This window comes from Pseudoroseicyclus sp. CXY001, from assembly GCF_041714655.1.
Taxonomy (GTDB): domain Bacteria; phylum Pseudomonadota; class Alphaproteobacteria; order Rhodobacterales; family Rhodobacteraceae; genus Pseudoroseicyclus_A.
The window spans coordinates 187,186-207,702 of record NZ_CP168219.1 but is presented as its reverse complement, the minus strand read 5'-3'; the positions used below and the strand labels follow the sequence as shown (position 1 = coordinate 207,702).

The following is a 20,517-nucleotide window of genomic DNA, read 5'->3' as shown; positions in this document are numbered from 1 at the left end:
TTTGGCCAGATGAAAGGGGATCCGGGAGGGAGCCCTTTCAGATCAGGATCACCTGGGTGCCGACCGGCGTCAGGTTGAAGAGCTCGGTGATGTGCTCGTTGTAGAGCCCGATGCAGCCGTTGGAGCTCGGCCGGCCGATCTTGCGCGTGTCATGCGTGCCGTGGATCCGGTAGTATTGCCACGACAGGTAGAGCGCATAGGGGCCGAGCGGGTTGAGCGGGTCGCCGCCCTCCACCACCGCCGGCCATTCGGGGTTGCGCTCGAGCATCGAGGGCGTCGGCCGCCAGGTGGGGGACGTGACCTTCTGCGTCACGGTGCAGGTGCCGCGGCGCGTCAGCTCCTCCGACACCGGAACGGAGGTCGGGTAGAGCCGGTAGATGCTCTGGTCGGCGTTCCAGAAATGCAGGGCGCGGCTGCGGATGTCGCAGATGATCGCGGCCGGCGCGGTGCTGGAGAAGTAATCCTGCCAGTTGAGCGTGCGGAAGCTCGAGACGTTGCGCGCGACGCTGGTGCTGATCTCGCCTTCGATCACCGTCGAATTGGCCATCGCGCCGGTCGACTGGGCCAGCGCGGCGGAGCCGGCGACCGATGCGGCGGCGGAGGCGGCGGAGGCCATGAAGAGGCGGCGCGACAGGGCGGGTGCGGGGAGTTTGCCCATCGGGGGCTCCTTTGGGGTTCTGCTGCTCTGTGCTCTCATACCCCCGGGGGGCCACCCGCGTAAACGGGCCGGTGCAGCATCACCCTAAAGTGAGTGTGCATGGGGATTTGAACCGCCCGCAGCGGCGGGGTATGGAGCCCCAAGCAACCTATCGGAGACCCGACATGCAGCGCCGGACTTTCGTGCTCGCCCTGCCGGCCCTGGCCCTCGCCGCCTGCGCCCGGCCGCGCAACATCGGCGCCGACGGCCTGCCGGGCCCGCAGATCTACCACATCACGCCGGAGGTCGAGGCGGGGATCCCCTTCCGCTTTCTCGACGGGCTGAACACCCTGCGCGCCGCCGCCGGCGCGCCGCAGGTGCAGCTCGACGCGCAGCTCAACGCCGCCGCCGCCACGCATTCGCGCGACATGGCGCTGCAGAACCGCCCCTGGCATTTCGGCTCCGACGGCTCCTCGCCGCTCGACCGGCTGCGCCGCGTCGGCTACGCGGGCGGGCTCGTCGGCGAGGCGATTTCCGAGAGCTACGAGACCGAGCTCGAGACCCTCGCCGCCTGGTCGGAAGCGCCGGAGACGCGCGAGGTCATCCTCGACCGCCGCGCGACGCGGCTCGGCCTCGCCTGGTTCCAGGAGCCCTCGGGCAAGCTCTGGTGGACGATGGTTCTGGGGAACTGACCGGGGGGCAGGCCGCCCGGCGCGCGATGGCCGAATGGGGGGGACGGTGGGTTGAAAACCCACCCTACGGTTGTGGCACCAGCGCGCTGAAGGGCTGACGGCCCGCCCCTCGGAGGGAGAGCGCGCAATGGTGGGTTGAAAACCCACCCTACGCCGGACCGGAGACCGGGGGCCGAGCCCCCGCCAACCCGCTCAGGGCGTCAGCAGGATCGGCGTGCCCGGCTCGACCATGGAATAGATCCGCTCGATCGCCCGGTCGGTGACCGCGATGCAGCCCGCCGTCCAGTCGCGGCTGCGGCGGTATTCGCGCGGCGTGCCGTGGATGAAGATGTCTCCCCCCGGGCTGCGCCCCGCGGCGGCGGCGAAGGCCCTGTCCTGCGTGTTGGGATAGGAGATGCCGACCGACAGGTGGTAGCTGCTGTTCGGGTTCCGCCGGTCGATCACATAGGCCCCTTCGGGCGTGCGCCCGTCGCCCTGGAACTGCTTGTGCCCCTCGGGATTGAAGCCGAGCTGGAAGTCATAGGCCGCCAGCGTTTGCGAGTAATGCAGAAGGTACAGCCGCCTGTTCCCCTTCACGGCGAGGATCTGGGTGACGGCCGGGCCGTCATAGCTGCGGATCGGGCCGGCGCATCCGGCGAGGGCGGTGGCCCCCGCGGCGGCGGACGCGGCCAGGAAGGTGCGTCGGTTGACCATGTTATGCCTCAAACGCCGGTTTTCCGGTCTGGGTGAGATTCTGCTCGACCGGCTTCTACCCAGTCTCGACAGATTCGCCAAACACCTCGTGAACCGTCAGCGGAAATTTACCGTGTGAGCCGTGTCGCCAGCTCCACATGCGACGACCAGCGGAACTGGTCGACCACGGTGACCGGCCCGAGCGTGAAGCCAGCCGCCACCAGCCGGGCCGCGTCGCGCGCGAAGGTCACGGGATTGCACGAGATCATGGCGATGCGGGAGAGCCGGGAGGCCGCGATCTCGGCCACCTGCGCCTCGGCCCCGGCGCGGGGCGGGTCGATGACCGCGGCGTCGAAGCGGGCGAGCTCCTCGGGCAGGAGCGGCCGGCGGAAGAGGTCGCGCGCCTCGGTCGTGACCCGGTGCAGGCCCGGCGCGCCCCGCCAGCCGGCATCGAGCGCGGCGAGCATCGCCGCCTCGCCCTCGACGGCATGCACCTCCGCCCGCTCGGCAAGCGGCAGGGTGAAGGTGCCGCAACCGGCGAAGAGGTCGACGATTCGCCGCGCGCCCTCCGTCGCCGCCTCCGCCTCGGCCAGGAGCGCCGCCTCGCCCTCCGCCGTCGCCTGCAGGAAGGCGCCGGGCGGCGGGGCGACGCGGCCGCGGCCCATGGGCAGGGCGGGCGCGGCGCGCTCGGCGACGATCTCGCCGCCCCAGGCGATGCGGGCGAGGCCATGGGCCTCGGCCAGCGCCGGCAGCTCCATCCTGAGGCGCTGGTCGAGCGGCGGGCCGCCCTCGACCAGCACGTCCGGCCCTTCGGGGCTGTCCGTCACCGTGAGCGCGACCTCCGACTTGCGGCTGGCGGCGAGCCGGGTCAGCGCCTCGAGCGCCGGCAGCGCCGCCTTGAGCCGGGGCGTGATCAGCCGGCAATCGGGGATGGCGGTGATCTGGTCCGAGCCGCGCATGTGAAAGCCGACGAGCGCGCCGCCCTTGGTGCGCCGCCCGGCGAATTTGGCGCGCCGCCTTGCGTTCGGCGGCGAGGTGGCGGGGCCCGTCACCTCCGCCTCCAGCCCCTGCGCCTTCAGCGCCCGCTCGACGACCTGCCGCTTCCAGCCGGCGACGAAGGGATCGGAGGCATGTTGCAAGGCGCAGCCCCCGCAGGAGCGATAGTGCCGGCAGGGCGGCGCCACGCGGTCGGGCGAGGGTTCGAGAATGCGCGCGCCGCCCTCGGCGAGCTCGATCACCTCGCCCGGCAGCACGCGCGGCACCAGCGTGCCGTCTTCGGCGCGGCCCTGGGCGTTGAGGGTGAGACTGTCGATCCGGAGCGGCATGTCCGGCCTCTCCTCCACCCCCGGCGCCAAGTCAAGCGCGGCTCCCCTCCCCCGCCTGTGCTTCGGAGAAATGGCGACGGGGCTGGCAAGCCTCCCGCGCGCCTCCTATCCTGCCGCCCATGACCGATGCCATCGCCACCGCCGCCGAAGCCGAGGAGAACGCCGCGCTGCCGCGTCTGCACGAAGTGCATTGCGACCCGGCCGCCCGCAGCGCGACCCTGCCCGAAGGGCTCCGGCAGGCGCAGCCCGCCAAGAGCCCGGCCCGCTGGGCCTATGAGCGTGTCGCGCTCTACATCCGGAATTTCGAGGCCGGGCTCGAGGCGGGCGAGGAGGTGGCGCTGGCCTTCACCGGCAGCGAGACCGGGGTGATCCGCATCGAGGGCATGGGCTATTTCGACCCCGACATCCTCAGTTTCTACGGCCGCGATCCCTCGGGCGCGAAGACGCAGATCGTCCAGCATGTCTCTAGGATCTCGGTGCTGCTGCGGGCGGTGCGCCGCGATACCGCGGCGCCGTCTCCCGAGCGCATCGGTTTCCGCCTTGTCGCCGACATTGAGGCGGAGGCTGAAGCGGAGGCGGAGGCCGGCAAGCCCGTCCCCGCCGCCACCCCCGCAACTCCAGCCGCGTCCAGGGGCTGACAGCCCCCGCGGGATCGGCTAGAGGAGCGGCCAGAAGCCCCGAAGGAGCGAGAGATGGCAGAGCACAAGCATGGCGAGATGGACACGAGCACGCAGGAAGCGACGTTCAACGGCTTCATGAAGCTCGTCACGCGCAGCTCCATCGTCATCATCGTGGCCCTCGTCCTTCTCTCGCTGCTGAACGCCTGAGTTTCAGGCCGATGCATCGCCGCATGTTTCTTGCCGGGCTGCCGCTGGCGCTCGCCGGCTGCGGCGGCGGAGAGGCCGTCTGGGCGCCCGAGGCGGATGTCCTGCGCGTCGCCTACAGGGCCCCGGGACCGGCGATGCTCAGCCTCATCACCGTGCGCAGCACCGGCAATGACAGCGGCGCCCATACCGGGCTCATGATCAACGCCAGCCAGCGCGTCATCTTCGACGGCGCCGGCTCGTTCCATCACGAGACCATCCCCGAGCGCAACGACGTGTTCTTCGGCATCACGCCGGCGGTCGAGTGGCTCTATCTGTCGTTCCACGCGCGCGAGACCTATTACGTCATCCGCCAGGACCTCGTCGTCTCCGATGCCGCGGCCGAACAGGCGCTGCGCCTGGCGCTCGCCGCCGGGCCGGTGCCGAAGGCCGCCTGCACGCGCGCGGCGGCCGGGATATTGCAGCAGCTCCCCGGGCTCGGCAGCATCAAAAAGACGCTCTTCCCCGACCGGCTGCAGGAGCAGTTCGCCCGCATCCCCGGCGTCGTCACCAGCGAGATCCGCGAGGATGACGACGATGACCGCTTCCTGGCGCTCGAGGCCTACGAGCCCGAGCCGCTCTGAGCGACGGCCCCCGCGCTGACCGATCGCGCTCAGCCCCAGCCGGCGAGCCCCTCGAGCCAGTGCCCGGCGTAGAGCACGACGGCCCCCGCCAGCATCGCCCAGATCGCCGACCTGCCGATATAGCCCGCCAGCAGCGCCACCAGCGCCGCGGCGAGGCGGGCCGGGTCGGTCTCGCCCTCCGTCGCCGCCGGCCAGAGGACGAGCGGCGCCACGAGCCCGGGCAGCAGCGCCACGGGGGTGTAGCGCAGGTGCCGCAGCACCCAGTCCGGCATCTTCCGCTCGCCGATGAGGCCAAGGAAGGAGAACCGGATGAGGAAGGTGCCGATCCCCAGCGCCACGATGACGATCCAGAGCACGCCGTGGTCGATCATGCCGCCCGCCTTTCCATCCATTGCTCCACCTGCGCCCCGGCCATCATCGCCAGCACCCCGGCGATGAGCAGGCCGAAGCCCGAGGGCAGCCCGGCCAGCAGAAGCGCCATCACGACCGAGGTGAAGGCCGCCGCCACATGCGCGAGCGTCCGCAGCGCCGGCGCGATGAGCGAGAGAAAGGCGATGGGCATGGCGAAATCGAGCGCGAAGCTCTCCGGCACGTTCTGCCCGGTCAGCGCGCCGACGATGGTCACCACATACCAGACGGGCATGATGATCGTGGCCGTGCCGAGGTAATAGCGAAGCCGCTGGCCGAGCGTCCAGCCGGGGCTCTCTTCATAGCGGAAGATCGACAGCGCATAGGTCTGGTCGACCATGAGGTACGAGGCGAAGCCGCGCTGCCAGAGCGGCAGCGCCCCGAGCCAGGGCGTCAGCGAGGCGGAATACATCGCCATGCGCAGGTTGACCGCGAGCCCGGTGATGATCGCCACCAGCGCCGTGCCGTTGTCCTGCAGGACCGACAGGGCCGAAAGCTGCGAGGCCCCCGCGACGACGATGAAGGAGAACGAGAAGATCTCGACGAGGTTCAGCCCCGCCTCGGCCGAGACCACGCCGAAGAGAAAGGCGAAGGGAGCCACGACGAGGATGAAGGGCAACGCATCGCGCAGCCCCAGAAGGTAGGTGGATCTGAGGGTGGTTTCGCTCATCGCCCCGTGCCGCTAGGCTCGCCCTGATGCGTGCCTATCCGCTCGCATGAAGGAGCGCAATTGCACCCGATGGGGCTGATTCTCGCTGGCGGCTCGGCCCGGCGCATGGGCGGGGCGGACAAGGCCCTGATCCCCCTCGCCGGCAGGCCCCTATGGCGACATGTCGAGGCGCGGCTCTCGCCCCAGGTCGCCGATCTCGCGCTCTCCGCCAATGGCGATCCCTTGCGGTTCAAGGGCTTCTCCGGCGAGGTCCTCGCCGACGGGGCGCCGGATCAGGGCCCGCTCGCCGGCATCGCCGCCGGGCTCGCCTGGGCGGCGGCGGCGGGGGGGAGCCATCTGATCACCGTGCCGGTCGACCTGCCGTTCCTGCCCGGCGACCTCGTGCCGCAGCTCTTCCTCGCCGGGGAAGAGACCGGCGCCGCCATCGCCGCCTCGGGCGGGCGGCGGCACGGCACCTGCGGGCTCTGGCCGGTCACGGCCCTGCCGGCGCTGGAGGCGGCGCTGGCGGCAGGCACGCGCAAGGTGATGGTCTTCGCCGAGACGCTTTCCCCCGGTATCGCCACCTGGCCGGCCGATCCGGTGGACCCGTTCTTCAACGTGAACACGCTAGAGGACCTCGCCGCCGCCGAGGCGCGGCTGGCATGAGGCTCGAGCGCGGCTTCGCCGAGGCCGAGCGGGCGGAGGTGGCCCGGCTCTACTGGCAGGCCTTCGGCCCCAAGCTCGGCCGGGCGCTCAACCCCGAGCCGCGCGCCCGCGCCTTCATCGCCTCGGTGCTCCGCCCCGATCACGCGCTGATCGTCCGCGACGACGGCGGGCGGCTGATCGGCGTCGCCGGGTTCAAGACGCATGAGGGCGCGCTCGCCGAGGGCGGCTTTCGCGAGATGGCGCGGGCCTATGGCACCGCCGGCGCGCTCTGGCGGCTCGGGCTTCTGGCGCTGATGGAGCGCGACCGCGACAACCGGCGCTTCCTGGTGGACGGGATATTCGTCGACGCGGGCGCGCGCGGCCGCGGCGCGGGGACGCTTCTGATCGGCGGGCTGGCAGGGGAGGCGCGGGCGCGGGGCTTCACCGAGCTCAGGCTCGACGTCATCGCCGCCAATACGCGCGCAAGGGCGCTTTACGAGCGGCTCGGCTTCCGGCTCGTGCAGCGGCAGCCGCCCGGCATCGGCGGGCGGCTCTTCGGCTATGGCGAGACGCTGGTGATGGTGCTGGGGCTCTAGGCGCCCCTCAGCTCCACTTGTCGGGGCCCTTGTCGGCGAAGGCATTCACGAGAAAATCGATGAAGGCCCGCACCTTGGGCTGCGTGAAGCGGCCCGGCGGATAGACGGCATAGATGCCCTGCACCTCGACCGGCAGGTCGGGGATCGCTTCTTCCACCAGCCCCTGCTCCATCGCATCGGCGTAAAGGAAACTCGGCAGATAGGCGATGCCGAGGCCGCTCACGCAGGCGTTCAGCAGCGACTGGCCGTCGTTCACGGTCAGCCAGCCGGCGGTGCGCACCTGGCGCTTCTCGCCGGAGGGGGCGGTGATCTTCCACACCGCGCCATTGGCCTGGTTCGAGTAATGCAGCAGCTTGTGCTCGTTCAGATCGTCGATCCGCTGCGGCCGCCCGTATTGCTGGAAGTAGCTCGGGCTCGCGATCATCCGCTTAGTGGTGTCGGTCAGCTTGCGGGCGCGAAGCGTCGAATCCTCGAGCTCGCCGATGCGGATGGCGAGGTCGAACCCTTCGGAGATCAGCTCCACGAAGCGGTTGTTGAGCACCATGTTGACGGTGATGTCCGGGAATTCCGCGAGGAAGTCGCCGAGGATCGGCGACAGGTGGTTCACCCCGAAATCGGTCGCGACCGAGATGCGCAGAAGCCCCGAGGGCGCCGATTGCATGGCGGAGACAAGCGCATCCGCCTCTCCGGCATCGTTCAGGACGCGCCGGGCGCGGTCGTAATAGGCCAGCCCGATTTCGGTTGGTGAGACGCGGCGGGTTGTGCGGTTGAGCAGTCGCGCCCCCAGCCGCGCCTCGAGGGCAGAGACATGCTTGGAGACAGCCGACTTCGAGATGCCGAGCTTCTTGGCAGCATCGGTGAAGCCGCCCTGGTCCACGACCGTGGCGAAAGCCTCCATCTCGGTGAGCCGATCCATGGCAGTCCTTCCCTATTCCTCAAGAGGGGTTTCTGCTGTCAGAAGACGGCACAAACGGGGCGCGCGCCGGACAATATCGGGGAAAGTCCAAGGATCGGCCCTGAGGGGGAAACGACGCTCGCGCGCTCCGGTTGGCGGGGCGGTGGCGGTTCGGCGCGGCCTGTGGCGGCTGGGCTACAGGCGCGCGGCGAGCCTTGTGCCCTGGTTGATAGCCCGCTTGGCGTCGAGCTCGGCCGCCACATCGGCGCCACCGATGAGATGGGCGCGGGGGTGGGCGGCGGCGAGCGCGCGCTCCGGCTCCTGCCCGGCGCAGAGGACGATGGTGTCGGCCTCGATGAGCTTCGGCCCGTCAGGGGTGCCGAGATGCAGCCCCGCCGCGTCGATCCGCTCGTAGGTGACGCCGCCCATCATGGTGACGCCGCGCATGGCGAGCCCGGCGCGGTGGATCCAGCCCGTCGTCTTGCCGAGCCGCTTGCCCGGCTTCTCGGCCTTGCGCTGCAGGAGCGTCACCTGATGGGCCGGGGGCGGCGGCTTCGGCCCGTCGGGGGAGAGCCCGCCGGGCGCGAGGGCGGGATCGGTGATGCCCCATTCCGCCATCCAGGCCTCGGGGTCGAGCGTGGGGCTGTGCTCCGTCACGAGATATTCGGCGACGTCGAAGCCGATGCCCCCGGCGCCGACCACGGCGACGCGCGGGCCCACGGGCGCGCCTTGCAGCACCTCGATGTAGCTGAGCACGTTCGGCCCCTCCTGCCCCGGAATGCCGGGGGAGCGGGGCCGCACGCCGGTGGCGAGGATCACCTCGTCCGCCCCTTGCAGGTCGGCCTCGGCGGGCGCCTCGCCGAGCCGCAGCCGGATCGGCAGCGCCGCCAGCCGCGCCTCGTAATAGGCGACGAGCCCGTGGAACTCCTCCTTGCCCGGAATGCGCCGCGCGAGGTTGAGCTGCCCCCCGATCTGGCCCGCCTTCTCCCAGAGCGTCACGCGGTGCCCGCGCTCGGCGGCGGTGATCGCCGCCGCCAGCCCGGCCGGCCCGGCGCCGACCACGGCGATGACCTTCGGGGTCTCCGTGGGGCGGATCACCAGCTCGGTCTCGTGGCAGGCACGGGGGTTCACGAGGCAGGTGGAGGTCTTGCCCATGAAGGTATGGTCGAGGCAGGCCTGGTTGCAGGCGATGCAGGGCGCGATGGGCTGGCCGGCCTTCGCCTTGGCGACGAAGGCCTCGTCGGCGAGGAAGGGCCGCGCCATGGAGACCATGTCGGCGCAGCCCTCCGCCAGCACTTGCTCCGCGACCTCCGGCGTGTTGATGCGGTTGGAGGTGACGAGGGGCAGCGAGACCTCCCCCATCAGCTTCTTCGTGACCCAGGCGAAGGCCGCCCGGGGCACGGAGGTGGCGATGGTCGGCACCCGCGCCTCGTGCCAGCCGATGCCGGTGTTGAGGATCGAGGCGCCCGCCGCCTCGATGGCCCTGGCAAGGGTCACGACCTCCTCCCACGACTGCCCGCCGGGCACGAGATCGAGGAGCGAGATGCGGTAGATGAGGATGAAATCCTCGCCCACCGCCGCGCGGACCCGGCGGACGACCTCCACCGGCAGGCGCATCCGGTTCTCGTAGGCGCCGCCCCAGCGGTCCGTCCGCTGGTTGGTCCGGAGGCTGAGGAACTGGTTGAGGAAGTAGCCCTCCGACCCCATCACCTCCACCCCGTCATAGCCCGCCTCGCGGGCGCGGGCGGCGGCGGTGGCGATGTCGGTGATCTGCTTCTCGATCCCCGCCTCATCGAGCTCCGCGGGCGCGAAGGGCGAGATGGGGGATTTGATGGCGGAGGGCGCGACGCAGGCCGGATTGTAGGCATAGCGCCCGGCATGGAGGATCTGCATGGCGATCCGCCCGCCCTCGGCATGGACGGCATCGGTCACGCCCCGGTGGTTGGCGATATCGTCGGCGGAGAAGAGCCCCGCCGCTCCCTTGAACACCCCGCCCTCGTCATTCGGCGCCATGCCGCCGGTGACGATGAGCCCCGCCCCGCCCTTCGCCCGCGCCGCATAGAAGGCCGCGATCCGCCCCCAGTCGCCGGTTTCCTCCAGATTGGTGTGCATGGAGCCCATGATCACCCGGTTGGGCAGGGTCACATGGCCGAGGTCGAGCGGGGCGAAGAGATGCGGGTAGGTCATGGGGTCCTCCGGCCCCGGACGGTGCCAAAGCCCCGCCCCCCCGTCATCCCGGACGCCGCGTCACGGGGGTGGAGAGAGAGCCACCCCTCCCCCTCGCTTTTCTCCAAATACCGAATCCGCCGTCTCGCCCTGTTCCGCCGTCCGAGCCGGCGCGCCACGGATGGGGCAAAGCGGCGACGGCTTTCGCCGGGCGTAGGGTGGGTTTTCAACCCACCGTCCAACGTCAACCTGGCGCAACGGTGCCGCGCAGGGCGAGCGCCGGCCCGGGGGTTGGCGCTCCTGCCGGTTCCGCATCGCGCTTTATGGTGCAGCGACTTCCCCGCTCAGAGCGGCGCGCTGCCCCACGAGAGCGCCAGCCCGCGGGACGGGCCGGCGCTCGCCCTGCGCCTGCGGCGCGTACCGGGCGGGGGCATAGCGCCAATGTCGGTCATGCGGAGCGGACCGGAGGGCGGGAGTAGGGCGGGCTTCAGCCCACCACCCCCGCCGCCCCCGCCATCCGCCAATGCCACACCCCGTCCACCTCCTCGCGGCTGAGCTCGCCGGCCAGCCAGAGGTGGTTGAGATGCGCCAGCGCCTCGCCGAGGGCCAGCGTGTACTGGTCCCGCCCGATCTCGCGGGCGAAGAGCACCGGGAAGCACTCATGCCCGACCTTCGGCTCTTCCAGAAATCCCCGCAGTCGCGCCAGCGCGCCGACGTGGTTCTCCGCGAGCTGCGTCAGGCGGAAGGGCAGGCCGCGATAGGGCAGGCGGTGGCCGGGGAGGACCAGCTGCTCGGGCTCGGCCAGTGCGGAGAAGCGGGCGCAGCTCGCGAACCACTCCGCCAGCGGGTCGGCCTCCGGCTCGAACTGATGGACGGAAATATTGGGCGAGATCCGCGGCAGGAGCTGGTCGGCGCCGATCACCAGCGGCTCGTCCTCCGCCCAGAAGGTCGCCTGCTCCGGCGCATGGCCATTGCCCATCCGCACGGTCCAGTTGCGCCCCGCGAGGTGGATCACCTCGCCTTCCACCAGCCGCCGGTAGCCCGCCGGCAGCGGCGCCACAGCGTCGGCGAAGTTGAAGGGGCGCGAGCCCTCGCGGCGGGCGAGCTCGTCCGGGTCCATCCCCGCCAGCCGCCAGAAGCGCAGCGCCTCGGGGGTCGGGCGCTCCTCCTCGTCCAGCACCAGCATGCGGGAGAGGAGCCAGCCCGTCCGCGGCATCCAGAGCTCGGCGCCGCGGGCCACCATCCAGCCGGCGAGGCCGACATGGTCGGGGTGGTGGTGGGTGACGATGACGCGGGCGACGGGCTTGCCGGCGAGCGGCCCGGCCAGCAGCGCCTCCAGCGCCGCCCGGCCCTTCGCCCAGTCGAGCCCGGTGTCGATCAGCGTCCAGCTCTCGCCCTCGTCGGCGATGTAGACATTGACGTGATCGAGCGCCATCGGCAGCGGCAGCCGCGCCCAGTGCAGCCTCTCGGCCACCTGCCACATCTCGCCGGGCGGCGGGGCGGTGTCGAAGGGATGGGAGAGCTCGGTCACGCCAGCAACTCGTCGGCCGTCGGCAGCCCCGCCTCCCCCGCCTCGGCCACATGGGCGAGAAGGCCCTGATGCTCGGGCAGCATCCGGAGGAGGTAGAAGCGCGCCAGCGCCAGCCGCTCGGCCCCGCCGTGGCGGGCGGCCGACAGATGCGCCTGCCCGCCGATGACCAGCGCGAAGGCGCGGAGGTAAGGCACGGCCACGGCGCCGCGCGCCGCCACCGGCAGGGCGAGTAGCCGCTCGGTCGCCTCGCGGAGCTCCTCCGCCGCCTGCCAGAGCGCCTCGGCGAGGGGCTTCAGCGCCTCGCGCGCCGCCTCCGCCTCCGCCACGGCCTTGTCGATCAGCGCGAAGGCCGCCTCGCCGCCATCGGCGAGCTTGCGGCCGACGAGATCGAGCGCCTGGATGCCGTTGGTGCCCTCGTAGATCGCCGTGACGCGGACGTCGCGGGCGAGCTGGGCGGCGCCGGTTTCCTCGATGAAGCCCATGCCGCCGTGCACCTGGATGCCAAGCTGCGCCACCTCGCAGCCCGTGTCGGTGCCGAAGGCCTTGGCGATGGGCGTCAGGAACGCCGCCTCCGCCGCGGCCGCCGCCTCGCCCGCCTTCGCCCGATCGAGCGCCCCGGCGCAGAGCAGCGCGATGGCCCGGGCCGCATAGGTCTGCGCCCGCATGGTCGCCAGCATCCGGCGGACATCGGCGTGTTCGATGATCGTGCCCCGCCCCTCGGCGCGGCCCTGCTTGCGATCCGCGGCATAGGCGAGCGCCATCTGGCAGGCGGCCTCCGCCACGCCGATGCCCTGCGCGCCGACGCCGAGGCGGGCGTTGTTCATCATGGTGAACATCGCCGCCATGCCGCCATGTTCGGCGCCGACCAGCCAGCCTTTCGCCCCCTCATAGGCCATGACCGCCGTCGGCGAGCCGTGCAGGCCCAGCTTTTCCTCCAGCGAGACGACGCGGAGCGCATTGGCTGCGCCGGGGGCGCCGGCTTCATCGGGCAGGAATTTCGGCACCATGAAGAGCGAGATCCCCTTCGTGCCCGCCGGGGCATCCGGCAGGCGGGCGAGGACGAGATGGCAGATGTTCTCGGCGAAATCGTTGTCGCCCCAGGTGATGTAGATCTTCTGGCCGGTGATCCGGTAGGTGCCGTCCCCCGCCGGCTCGGCCTTCGTCGTCAGCGCGCCGACATCCGAGCCGGCCTGCGGTTCGGTGAGGTTCATCGTGCCCATCCATTCGCCGGAGGTGAGCTTCGGCAGGTAGAGCGCCTTCATCTCGTCCGAGCCATGATGCTCCAGCGCCTCGATCTGCCCCTGGCTCATCAGGGGCGCGAGCTGCAGCGACAGGCAGGCGGCGGAGAACATCTCGTTGACGGCGGTGGCGAGGCTGAGCGGCAGGCCCATGCCGCCGGAGGACTCCTCGGCCGAGATGCCGATCCAGCCGCCCTCGGCGATGGCGCGGAAGCCTTCGCCGAAGCCGGGCGGCGTGCGGGTCACGCCGTTCTCGAGCCGCGCGGGCTGCCGGTCGCCGACGCGCTGGAGCGGCGCCAGCACCTCGGCGGCGAGCCGGCCGGCCTCGGTGAGCACGGCCTCCGCCGTCTCGGCGCCGGCCTCGGCAAAAAGCTCCGTCTTCGACAGGGCGGGATAGCCGGCCAGATGGGTCAGGATGAGCCGGAAGTCATCGAGCGGGGGGAGATAGGGCATCGGGCAACCTCACTTCGCCGCGAGGGTAAGGGCGGGGGCGCCCCGCGCAAACGGATACGCCACGTCACGCCCCGATGTGCCCCCCGAGGCGGGCCCGGCCGGGCCTTCCCTAGTCGTCCGTGCCGATGAAGCCGCCCGACTGGCGCTTCCAGTAGCGGGCATAGAGCCCGTCCTGCGCGAGGAGGCCGTCATGCGTGCCCTCCTCGACGATCCGGCCCTCGTGCATCACCACGATCCGGTCCATCGACGAGAGCGTCGAGAGCCGGTGCGCGATGGCGAGCACGGTCTTGCCCTCCATCGCCTCTTCCAGAGCCCCGAGGATCTGCGCCTCGACCTCGCTGTCGAGCGCCGATGTCGCCTCATCGAGCACCAGAATAGGCGCATCCTTCAGAAGGGCGCGGGCCAGCGAGATGCGCTGCCGCTGCCCGCCGGAGAGCTTGACGCCCCGCTCGCCGAGGAAGGCGTCGTAGCCCTGCCGGCCGCGGAAATCGCGCAGCTCGCCGATGAAGTCATGCGCCTCCGCCCGGGCGGCGGCATCCTCGATCTCGGCCTGGCTCGCGTCGGGCCGGCCGTAGCCGATGTTGTCGCGCGCCGTGCGGTTGAACATGGCCGTTTCCTGCGTGACCATGCCGATCTGGCGGCGCAGGCTCTCCTGCGTGACCTTCGACACGTCCTGCCCGCCGATGAGGATCTGCCCCGACTCGGCATCGTGAAGCCGCAGCAAGAGCGCCACCAGCGTCGACTTGCCGGCCCCGGAGGCGCCGACGACGCCGACCTTCTCGCCGGGCGCGATCTTCAGCGTCAGCTCGCGGATGCCGCCGTTGCCGCCGCCATAGGTGTAGGTGACGTTGTCGAAGAGGATGTCGCGCGCCGGGCGGATCTCCACCGCACCCGGCGCATCCTTCAGCCGCCATTCGGGCGTCAGCGTGTCGACGGCATCCTCCACCTCGCCGAGGTTGGAATACATCTGCATGAGCGTGAAGCTCACCCAGCCCGTCATCTGCGCGAGGCGGAGCGCGATGGCGCCGGCGGCGACGATCTGCCCAGTGGTGGCATCGCCCTGCGACCATTCCCAGAGCGGGATGCCGACCAGCATCACCGGCAGCGTGCCGGCCAGCGCCATCAGCCAGAAGCGGAAGGCGGTGGAGACATGGCCGAAAGCGAGCTGGTCCTGCCGGAAGCGGCGGAGCGCGCCGAGCGCGGCGCGGTCCTCGTGATCGTCATGGGCGAAGAGCTTCACCGTCTTGATGTTGGTGATCGTGTCGACCACCTGCCCCGTCACCCGCGCCCGCGCCTCGGCCCGCGACTTGGCGGTCCGGCGGATGCGGGGGATGTAGTGGACGAGGAGCCAGAGGTAGCCGAGCAGCCACACGAAGAGCGCCACAACGGTCCAGCCGCCGATGGCGCCGAGGAGCGCCACGGCGCCGATGATCGAGGCGAGTGCGAAGATCACCGTGTTGACGAAGTCGTTGACGAGATCGGCGACGGCGCGGGCGGCCTGCATCTCCTTCTGGGCGATGCGGCCGGCGAAGTCGTTGTCGAAAAAGTTGACGGAATGCCCCAGCGTGTAGCGGAAGAGCCGGCTGAGCACGAGGTTGAAGAGGTTGGGCGCCAGCATGACCGTCTGCGCGAGGGCGTTGAGCCCCAGCGCCGCCGGGCGGGCGATGATGAAGAACACCGCCGCCGCCAGCAGCATCCAGGTGTTCTGGGCAAAGAACCCCTCCACCCCGGTGGCATCGGCCCGGTCGACGACCGAGCCGAGCACATAGGCGGCGACCGTTTCCGTCGTGCCGGCGATGAAGGAGAAGACGCTGGCGAGCAGGATCACGCCGCCCGAGCCCTTGAGGGCCCAGAGCATGAAGGGCAGCGGCTTGCGGGGCGGCGGGCTGTCGGCGGCGGCCTCGTAATCGAAAGGTGCCTCGATCCGGGCGCGGAGCTCGCGGGAGCCCCCCGCCACCAAGTTCTGCCCGCTCGCCTCGCTCATCGCCTGTCCTTCACGTCTTCATCGGCGCCGCTATTCCGCGGCCGCCACTTCATCGTCCTCGCCGAGGAAGCCCCCCGACTGCCGCGCCCAGAGGCCGGCATAGATGCCGCCCTCGGCGAGAAGCGCCTCATGCGAGCCGTCCTCGACCACGCGGCCCTGATCCATCACCACGATCCGGTCCATCTGCGCGATGGTCGAAAGCCGGTGGGCGATGGCGATCACGGTCTTGCCTTCCATCATCCCGTAAAGGGTGTCCTGAATGGCGGCCTCCACCTCGGAATCGAGGGCGGAGGTCGCCTCGTCCAGCACCAGAATGGGCGCGTCCTTCAGGATAACGCGGGCAAGGGTGATCCGTTGCCGCTGCCCGCCGGACAATTTGACGCCCCGCTCGCCGACGAGCGCGTCATAGCCCTTGCGGCCCTTGTTGTCCTCGAGCCCGAGGATGAACTCATGCGCCTCGGCCCGCTTGGCGGCCTCGATCATCTCGGCCTCGCTGGCCTCGGGATTGCCGTAGAGCACGTTGTCGCGCACCGAGCGGTGGAGGAGCGAGCTGTCCTGCTGCACCACGCCGATGGCGCGGCGGAGGCTGTCCTGCGTGAGGCCCGCGATGTCCTGCCCGTCGATCAGGATGCGCCCGCCCTCGGCGTCGTAGAAGCGCAAGAGCAGCTTGACGAGCGTCGACTTGCCGGCGCCGGAGCGGCCGACGAGCCCGACCTTCTCGCCGGGGGCGATGGTCAGCGTCACGTCCTGCAGGCCGCCCGACTGCCGGCCGTAGTGGTGCGTCAGCCCCTGCAGCTCGATCCGCCCCTCGCCGAGCGCCAGATGGCCGGCGGCGGGCTTGTCGGTCAGCGTCACGGGCTGGGCGATGGTCTCCATCCCCTCGGCCACGACGCCGAGGTTCTGGAAGAAGTTCGACACCGCCCACATGATCCAGCCGGACATGGCGTTGAGCCGGAGGACGAGCGCCACGGCGGCGGCGACGACGCCGGGCGAGGCGGCGCCCTGCAGCCAGAGCGCGATGGCCCAGCCGCCGACGCCGACGATCAGGTAGCCGTTCAGCACGACGAGGCTGAGATCCATCAGCGTGTAGAGCCGCATTTCCTTGCGGACGGTCTGGCGCGTCTCCTCGATCGCCTCGCGGGCATAGTCGATCTCGCGGGCGTTATGGGCGAACATCTTCACCGAATGGATATTGGTGTAGCTGTCGACGACCCGCCCCGTCAGCCGCGAGCGCGCGTCGGACGAGGCCTTGGAGGCCGGCTCGATCCGCCGGATCACCCATTGCATCAGGAAGCCGTAGGCCGCGGCCCAGATGGCCAGGGGCACGATCAGCCGCGGGTCGGCATCGCCGAGGAGCAGGGCGGAGCCGATCAGATAGGCGATGGCATAGGCAATCGCGTCGAAGAGCTGGAAGACCACCTCGTTCGCCGCCGGCGGCGTCTGCATGATGCGGCCCGCGATGCGGCCGGCGAAATCGTTCTCGAACCAGCCGACCGACTGGCGCAGCACATGCCGGTGGCTCCGCCAGCGGATGAGCGTGCCGAAGTTCACCATGATGGTGTTGTGCAGAAGCGCCATGCCGACGATCTGCACCGCCGGGCGGATGGTCAGGAGGAAGACCCCGACGAGCACGAGTTCCAGCCCGTGATCGGCCCAGAATCCCTCGGGCCCGAGGTCGAGGAAGTCGACGAGCCGGCCCATGTAGCCGATGAGCCAGAGCTCCACGACGGCCGCCGCGACCGAGAAGATCGTCGTAGCGAGGAAGACCTTTCGGAAGGGCTTGGCATACTGGCCGATGAAGGCGCCGAGCTTGCTCGGCGGCGTATCGGTTTCCTCGTACGGCGCGTAGGGGTCGACGAGATTCTCGAAAAAACGGAAGAAGGGCGAAAGCATGGCAGGAGGCCTGTAGTAAAGACAGCGATGAGTGAAGTGAGGCGGGCCAACCGGGCCGCCCAAACGGGATCGGACCGGTTAAACCAGGTCTGCTCGAATCCCGTTTCTCATCTGTCCCTCCTGCTGGATGGAAGTCCTGTACCCGAGCTTTCGGGGATTGTCACCCCTCGAAATGGCGGGCTCCGTCGGGGCAGGTTTTGGGGGGCGGTCGGCCCCGTTGGCACCCTCGCCGCTCCGCTCCCCGCGCGGAATCGAGCCGCAGGCGCCGTGCGGGCGCCGGCCCGTCGCCGCGGGCTGGCGCTCTGGTGGGGCTTGGTGCCCCGCTCGGGGCAATGAGGTGGCTTGCGCCATAAAGCGCTAAGCTCCCGGTGTCGGAGCGCCACCCCACGGGCCGGCGTGCTGGCGTGGTGCGGGTTGAGACGTGGCCCGAGGGCAACCTCATCGCCTGACGGCCCCACTCACCCCTTCGAACCAAGCAGCTCCTCGCGGGTCGCAGTCATGCCGCCCGCAAGCCACTCCGCCTCCAGCGCCCTCAGCCGGGCGCCCAGCGCCGCGCCCTCGTAGTCGGGCCGGAGGTTCGCCGCCGAGACCGGGAACACCGCCTCGGCCCCGCGCCGGAGGGGCGCCAGCGCCTCGACAGGAGCGCCGAGGAGCGCCAGCACCGAGGCGCCTTCCTCCGCGCCCAGCCGGTAGCCGAGCTCGGCGGGCGTCTGGACGGTGCCCACCGCCTCGGCCAGCCGTGCCGCGCGGGCGGCGAGGGCGTTGGAGAGGCGGAGGTTCTCCTGCGGGGATTCTCCTCCGAGCGCGGCGAGCCGCCGGGCGGTGTCCGGCGCCAGCCCGAGCGTGCCCTCGGCATGGACGAGCGGCGCCAGCGCCGCCGCCGAGGCGCCGGGAAGCACCCGGGCGAGCAGGCCAGCGGCCTGCATCGAGGCGACGGCCGGCGCCGGGTCGGGCGCCTCGAGGAGCCGCACCATCTCGTGGCCGATCCGTTCGCGCGACAGGCCCTCCAGCGCCTCACCGGCGGCGGCGCAGGCGGCGAGGCCCTCGGCGTCGATCCCCTCCTCCGGCGCGCCGTACCAGGCGGTGAAGCGGAAGAAGCGCAGGATGCGCAGGCCGTCCTCGGCGATCCGCGCCTCGGGCGCGCCGATGAAACGCACGCGCCCTGCACGGAGGTCCGGCAGCCCGCCGAGCGGGTCGAGCAGTGCCCCGTCCGGCGCCGCATAGAGGGCGTTCATCGTGAAGTCGCGGCGGGCGGCATCCTCCGCCACGTCCCGCGAGAAGCGCACCACCGCATGGCGGCCGTCGGTTTCCACATCGGCGCGGAAGGTCGTGACCTCGAGCGCCTCGCCATGGGCGACCAGCGTCACAGTGCCGTGCTCGATGCCGGTGGGGATCGCCTTGACGCCGGCGGTCTTCGCAAGCGCCATCACCTCGGCGGGCTCGGCATCGGTGGCGAGGTCGAGGTCGCCCGGCGCGAGCCCCAGCAGCGCATTTCGCACGCAGCCGCCGACGAAGAGCGCCCGGTGCCCGGCGGCGGTGAGGAGGCCCGTGACCTCCCGCGCCCCGGGGCTCTCCAGCCAGTCGGCCGTCAGTCTATCCACTCCGCCAGCCCCCTCAGCATCCGCGCGGTAGCGCCCCAGATGTAATAGGGCCCCCAGGGCACCGTATAATAGCGGCGGAGCGTGCCCTGCCAGCGCCGCCCCTCGATGCGGTAATTCGCGGGGTCGGCGAGGAAATCGAGCGGCACGCGGAAGATCTCGTCCACCTCGCCCGCCTCGGGCCGCTCGGCGAAGCCGGGGCGGACGAGGGCGAGGACGGGCTGCACGGTGAAGGCCGTCACCGTCTCATGCGCGGGGAAGGTGCCGAGCACCTCGACATGGGCGCGGGACAGCGCGATCTCCTCCTCCGCCTCGCGGAGCGCGGCATCGACGGGCCCGGAATCCTCCGGCTCGACCTTGCCGCCGGGGAAGGCGATCTGCCCGGGGTGGTGGCGCAGATGCGAGGACCTCTTGGTGAGGATCACCTGCGGCACCGCGCCATCCTCCACCCCGATCAGCACCCCGGCGGCGCGCAGCTTGCGGGCGCCGGGGGCGACGTGGCGGTTGAGATCGAAATCCGACGACCCCGCCGACTGGCCGCCGGCCGCGCGGGCAAGCGCCCCCTCGAGCCGGCGGCGGAGGTCAGGCATCGCCTGGCGGGTCGGTGGCCTCGAAGCCGAGCGACTCGGGCGCGAACTCGTAATGCGCCCCGCAGAACTGGCAGTCGGCGGTGACGATGCCCTCGTCGGTCGTCATGGTGGCGATGTCCTTCGCCGAGTAGATCGACAGCGACTGGCGCACCTTGTCTTCCGAGCAAGAGCAGCCGAAGCGGATCGCCTGCGGATCGAAGACGCGGGGGTTTTCCTCGTGGAAGAGCCGGACGAGCAGATCCGTCGGCGCCACCTCCGGCCCGACCATCTCATGCGCCTCGACCGAATCGAGAAGGATGTTCACCCGCCGCCAGTCTTCTGCCGCCTCTTCGGACGGCGCGACGAGATCCTCGGCGGAGAGGAGCCCGTCCTCCGCTGTCGCCTCGCCCTTGGCGAAGGGGGAGGCCTTGGGCATGTGCTGCAGCATCACGCCGCCGGCGCGGATGTCATCCTCCGGCTCGTCGCGGCCCCAGGCCAGCGAGAAGCGGGTCGGAAGCTGCTCCGACTGGGCGAAATAGGTGCTGGCGCAGGCGGCGAGCGATCCGCCGGAGAGGGGGGTGATGCCCTGGTAGGGCGTCGTCCCCTCCCCCTGGTCGATGAGCACGGCGAAATAGCCCTTGCCGATCTGCCCGAAGGCATCGGCCACGGTGTTGAGCCGTTCGGCATCGTAGCTCGCCCAGGCGCGGATCCGGGCCTGGCCGCCCTTCTCCTCCGGCGCGTAGTAATCGGCGGCGAGGATGCGCACCGGACCGTCGCCGCGCACCTGCACGGAGAGCTTCCAGCGCAGCTTCACCGACTGGCCGATGAGCGCGGTGATCAGCGCGACCTCGGCCACCAGGCTCTCGACGAGCGGCGGGTAGTCGTGCTGGCTGAGGAGCTCGTCGAGCACCCCGTCGAGCCGCGCGACGCGGCCACGGATGTCGGAAATGTCGAGCTGGAACGGCAGGATCGTGTCGTCCCAGGCGATGCGCGCGCCGAGGGTCATGGGCTTTCCTTGGCCTTGGAGGGTTGGCTTGACCGGCCCCATATAGGCATCCCGCGGCGAATACCAACGCCCCTGCCTGACGGGTCCGGCGCGGGCCGGATCGCCTGAGCTTT

Annotated in this window: 20 protein-coding genes; 6 read left to right on the top strand and 14 right to left on the bottom strand. The window is 71.0% G+C overall.

From position 1 onward, the window contains the following. Nucleotides 1-37: 37 nt before the first annotated feature. Nucleotides 38-658 (bottom strand): L,D-transpeptidase, encoded by a 621-nt coding sequence (locus tag ACAZ03_RS01035; protein WP_373355475.1) that lies wholly within the window; start codon nucleotides 656-658, stop codon nucleotides 38-40. 164 nt (nucleotides 659-822) lie between these two features. Here ACAZ03_RS01035 and ACAZ03_RS01030 point away from each other — a divergent pair, with 164 nt between their 5' ends. Then, on the top strand, nucleotides 823-1,329 hold the full coding sequence (locus ACAZ03_RS01030; RefSeq protein WP_373355474.1) for a CAP domain-containing protein: 507 nt from the start codon (nucleotides 823-825) through the stop codon (nucleotides 1,327-1,329). A gap of 192 nt (nucleotides 1,330-1,521) precedes the next feature. On the opposite strand, the gene ACAZ03_RS01025 is transcribed toward ACAZ03_RS01030, so the two are convergent. Both ACAZ03_RS01025 and ACAZ03_RS01020 read right to left on the bottom strand, forming a co-directional pair. Next, nucleotides 1,522-2,022 carry a murein L,D-transpeptidase family protein gene (locus ACAZ03_RS01025; protein WP_373355473.1) on the bottom strand — a complete coding sequence of 167 codons (501 nt, stop codon included), beginning with the start codon at nucleotides 2,020-2,022 and terminating at the stop codon, nucleotides 1,522-1,524. A 107-nt stretch (nucleotides 2,023-2,129) separates the two neighbouring features. Next, a complete protein-coding gene (locus ACAZ03_RS01020) occupies nucleotides 2,130-3,326 on the bottom strand; it encodes a class I SAM-dependent RNA methyltransferase (protein ID WP_373355472.1) in 1,197 nt (398 codons plus the stop codon). 119 nt (nucleotides 3,327-3,445) lie between these two features. Between ACAZ03_RS01020 and ACAZ03_RS01015 the strand changes: the two genes are divergently transcribed. Genes ACAZ03_RS01015 through ACAZ03_RS01005 form a run of 3 tightly spaced genes read left to right on the top strand, consistent with a single transcriptional unit; the run spans nucleotide 3,446 to nucleotide 4,773 of the window. Continuing rightward, the gene (locus tag ACAZ03_RS01015; protein WP_373355471.1) at nucleotides 3,446-3,964 is read left to right on the top strand and encodes a hypothetical protein; all 519 of its coding nucleotides are present in this window, start codon (nucleotides 3,446-3,448) and stop codon (nucleotides 3,962-3,964) included. 54 nt (nucleotides 3,965-4,018) lie between these two features. Continuing rightward, nucleotides 4,019-4,153: an aa3-type cytochrome c oxidase subunit IV gene (locus ACAZ03_RS01010; RefSeq protein WP_373355470.1), complete on the top strand. Its 135-nt coding sequence runs from the start codon at nucleotides 4,019-4,021 to the stop codon at nucleotides 4,151-4,153. Nucleotides 4,154-4,176: 23 nt separating this feature from the next. Then, complete coding sequence (locus ACAZ03_RS01005) at nucleotides 4,177-4,773, top strand: hypothetical protein (protein ID WP_373355469.1); 597 nt, start codon at nucleotides 4,177-4,179, stop codon at nucleotides 4,771-4,773. Nucleotides 4,774-4,802: 29 nt separating this feature from the next. On the opposite strand, the gene ACAZ03_RS01000 is transcribed toward ACAZ03_RS01005, so the two are convergent. Continuing rightward, nucleotides 4,803-5,144 (bottom strand): AzlD domain-containing protein, encoded by a 342-nt coding sequence (locus ACAZ03_RS01000; protein ID WP_373355468.1) that lies wholly within the window; start codon nucleotides 5,142-5,144, stop codon nucleotides 4,803-4,805. Next, nucleotides 5,141-5,851 (bottom strand): AzlC family ABC transporter permease, encoded by a 711-nt coding sequence (locus ACAZ03_RS00995; RefSeq protein WP_373355467.1) that lies wholly within the window; start codon nucleotides 5,849-5,851, stop codon nucleotides 5,141-5,143. Before ACAZ03_RS00995 ends, ACAZ03_RS01000 begins: the two co-directional genes overlap by 4 nt. A 69-nt stretch (nucleotides 5,852-5,920) precedes the next feature. Between ACAZ03_RS00995 and mobA the strand changes: the two genes are divergently transcribed. Beyond that, nucleotides 5,921-6,496: a molybdenum cofactor guanylyltransferase MobA gene (gene mobA, locus ACAZ03_RS00990; RefSeq protein WP_373355466.1), complete on the top strand. Its 576-nt coding sequence runs from the start codon at nucleotides 5,921-5,923 to the stop codon at nucleotides 6,494-6,496. Beyond that, nucleotides 6,493-7,071 carry an N-acetyltransferase family protein gene (locus ACAZ03_RS00985; RefSeq protein ID WP_373355465.1) on the top strand — a complete coding sequence of 193 codons (579 nt, stop codon included), beginning with the start codon at nucleotides 6,493-6,495 and terminating at the stop codon, nucleotides 7,069-7,071. Before mobA ends, ACAZ03_RS00985 begins: the two co-directional genes overlap by 4 nt. 7 nt (nucleotides 7,072-7,078) lie before the next feature. On the opposite strand, the gene ACAZ03_RS00980 is transcribed toward ACAZ03_RS00985, so the two are convergent. The 9 genes from ACAZ03_RS00980 to ACAZ03_RS00940 form a co-directional block, all read right to left on the bottom strand. Then, nucleotides 7,079-7,987 carry a LysR family transcriptional regulator gene (locus tag ACAZ03_RS00980; protein ID WP_373355464.1) on the bottom strand — a complete coding sequence of 303 codons (909 nt, stop codon included), beginning with the start codon at nucleotides 7,985-7,987 and terminating at the stop codon, nucleotides 7,079-7,081. A 174-nt stretch (nucleotides 7,988-8,161) separates the two neighbouring features. After that, on the bottom strand, nucleotides 8,162-10,153 hold the full coding sequence (locus ACAZ03_RS00975; RefSeq protein ID WP_373355463.1) for an FAD-dependent oxidoreductase: 1,992 nt from the start codon (nucleotides 10,151-10,153) through the stop codon (nucleotides 8,162-8,164). Between the two features lie 466 nt (nucleotides 10,154-10,619). Beyond that, the gene (locus tag ACAZ03_RS00970) at nucleotides 10,620-11,615 is read right to left on the bottom strand and encodes an MBL fold metallo-hydrolase (protein WP_373357017.1); all 996 of its coding nucleotides are present in this window, start codon (nucleotides 11,613-11,615) and stop codon (nucleotides 10,620-10,622) included. Nucleotides 11,616-11,659: 44 nt separating this feature from the next. Beyond that, nucleotides 11,660-13,354: an acyl-CoA dehydrogenase gene (locus ACAZ03_RS00965; protein WP_373355462.1), complete on the bottom strand. Its 1,695-nt coding sequence runs from the start codon at nucleotides 13,352-13,354 to the stop codon at nucleotides 11,660-11,662. A 109-nt stretch (nucleotides 13,355-13,463) separates the two neighbouring features. Then, entirely contained in the window at nucleotides 13,464-15,338 is a 1,875-nt protein-coding gene (locus tag ACAZ03_RS00960; protein WP_373355461.1) for an ABC transporter ATP-binding protein, read from the bottom strand. 30 nt (nucleotides 15,339-15,368) lie between these two features. Then, complete coding sequence (locus ACAZ03_RS00955; RefSeq protein ID WP_373355460.1) at nucleotides 15,369-17,231, bottom strand: ABC transporter ATP-binding protein; 1,863 nt, start codon at nucleotides 17,229-17,231, stop codon at nucleotides 15,369-15,371. Nucleotides 17,232-17,689: 458 nt separating this feature from the next. Then, the gene (locus tag ACAZ03_RS00950) at nucleotides 17,690-18,832 is read right to left on the bottom strand and encodes a CCA tRNA nucleotidyltransferase (protein WP_373355459.1); all 1,143 of its coding nucleotides are present in this window, start codon (nucleotides 18,830-18,832) and stop codon (nucleotides 17,690-17,692) included. After that, nucleotides 18,820-19,419 (bottom strand): CoA pyrophosphatase, encoded by a 600-nt coding sequence (locus ACAZ03_RS00945; protein WP_373355458.1) that lies wholly within the window; start codon nucleotides 19,417-19,419, stop codon nucleotides 18,820-18,822. The genes ACAZ03_RS00950 and ACAZ03_RS00945 overlap by 13 nt, the downstream gene beginning before the upstream one ends. After that, on the bottom strand, nucleotides 19,412-20,404 hold the full coding sequence (locus tag ACAZ03_RS00940; protein WP_373355457.1) for an Hsp33 family molecular chaperone HslO: 993 nt from the start codon (nucleotides 20,402-20,404) through the stop codon (nucleotides 19,412-19,414). Before ACAZ03_RS00940 ends, ACAZ03_RS00945 begins: the two co-directional genes overlap by 8 nt. Nucleotides 20,405-20,517: the final 113 nt, after the last annotated feature.

Bases quoted from the DNA above. Each gene is read 5' to 3' on its own strand.
- ACAZ03_RS01035 (WP_373355475.1), bottom strand. From the start codon at position 658: ATGGGCAAACTCCCCGCACCCGCCCTGTCGCGCCGCCTCTTCATGGCC.
- ACAZ03_RS01030 (WP_373355474.1), top strand. From the start codon at position 823: ATGCAGCGCCGGACTTTCGTGCTCGCCCTGCCGGCCCTGGCCCTCGCC.
- ACAZ03_RS01025 (WP_373355473.1), bottom strand. From the start codon at position 2,022: ATGGTCAACCGACGCACCTTCCTGGCCGCGTCCGCCGCCGCGGGGGCC.
- ACAZ03_RS01020 (WP_373355472.1), bottom strand. From the start codon at position 3,326: ATGCCGCTCCGGATCGACAGTCTCACCCTCAACGCCCAGGGCCGCGCC.
- ACAZ03_RS01015 (WP_373355471.1), top strand. From the start codon at position 3,446: ATGACCGATGCCATCGCCACCGCCGCCGAAGCCGAGGAGAACGCCGCG.
- ACAZ03_RS01010 (WP_373355470.1), top strand. From the start codon at position 4,019: ATGGCAGAGCACAAGCATGGCGAGATGGACACGAGCACGCAGGAAGCG.
- ACAZ03_RS01005 (WP_373355469.1), top strand. From the start codon at position 4,177: ATGTTTCTTGCCGGGCTGCCGCTGGCGCTCGCCGGCTGCGGCGGCGGA.
- ACAZ03_RS01000 (WP_373355468.1), bottom strand. From the start codon at position 5,144: ATGATCGACCACGGCGTGCTCTGGATCGTCATCGTGGCGCTGGGGATC.
- ACAZ03_RS00995 (WP_373355467.1), bottom strand. From the start codon at position 5,851: ATGAGCGAAACCACCCTCAGATCCACCTACCTTCTGGGGCTGCGCGAT.
- mobA (WP_373355466.1), top strand. From the start codon at position 5,921: ATGGGGCTGATTCTCGCTGGCGGCTCGGCCCGGCGCATGGGCGGGGCG.
- ACAZ03_RS00985 (WP_373355465.1), top strand. From the start codon at position 6,493: ATGAGGCTCGAGCGCGGCTTCGCCGAGGCCGAGCGGGCGGAGGTGGCC.
- ACAZ03_RS00980 (WP_373355464.1), bottom strand. From the start codon at position 7,987: ATGGATCGGCTCACCGAGATGGAGGCTTTCGCCACGGTCGTGGACCAG.
- ACAZ03_RS00975 (WP_373355463.1), bottom strand. From the start codon at position 10,153: ATGACCTACCCGCATCTCTTCGCCCCGCTCGACCTCGGCCATGTGACC.
- ACAZ03_RS00970 (WP_373357017.1), bottom strand. From the start codon at position 11,615: ATGTGGCAGGTGGCCGAGAGGCTGCACTGGGCGCGGCTGCCGCTGCCG.
- ACAZ03_RS00965 (WP_373355462.1), bottom strand. From the start codon at position 13,354: ATGCCCTATCTCCCCCCGCTCGATGACTTCCGGCTCATCCTGACCCAT.
- ACAZ03_RS00960 (WP_373355461.1), bottom strand. From the start codon at position 15,338: ATGAGCGAGGCGAGCGGGCAGAACTTGGTGGCGGGGGGCTCCCGCGAG.
- ACAZ03_RS00955 (WP_373355460.1), bottom strand. From the start codon at position 17,231: ATGCTTTCGCCCTTCTTCCGTTTTTTCGAGAATCTCGTCGACCCCTAC.
- ACAZ03_RS00945 (WP_373355458.1), bottom strand. From the start codon at position 19,419: ATGCCTGACCTCCGCCGCCGGCTCGAGGGGGCGCTTGCCCGCGCGGCC.
- ACAZ03_RS00940 (WP_373355457.1), bottom strand. From the start codon at position 20,404: ATGACCCTCGGCGCGCGCATCGCCTGGGACGACACGATCCTGCCGTTC.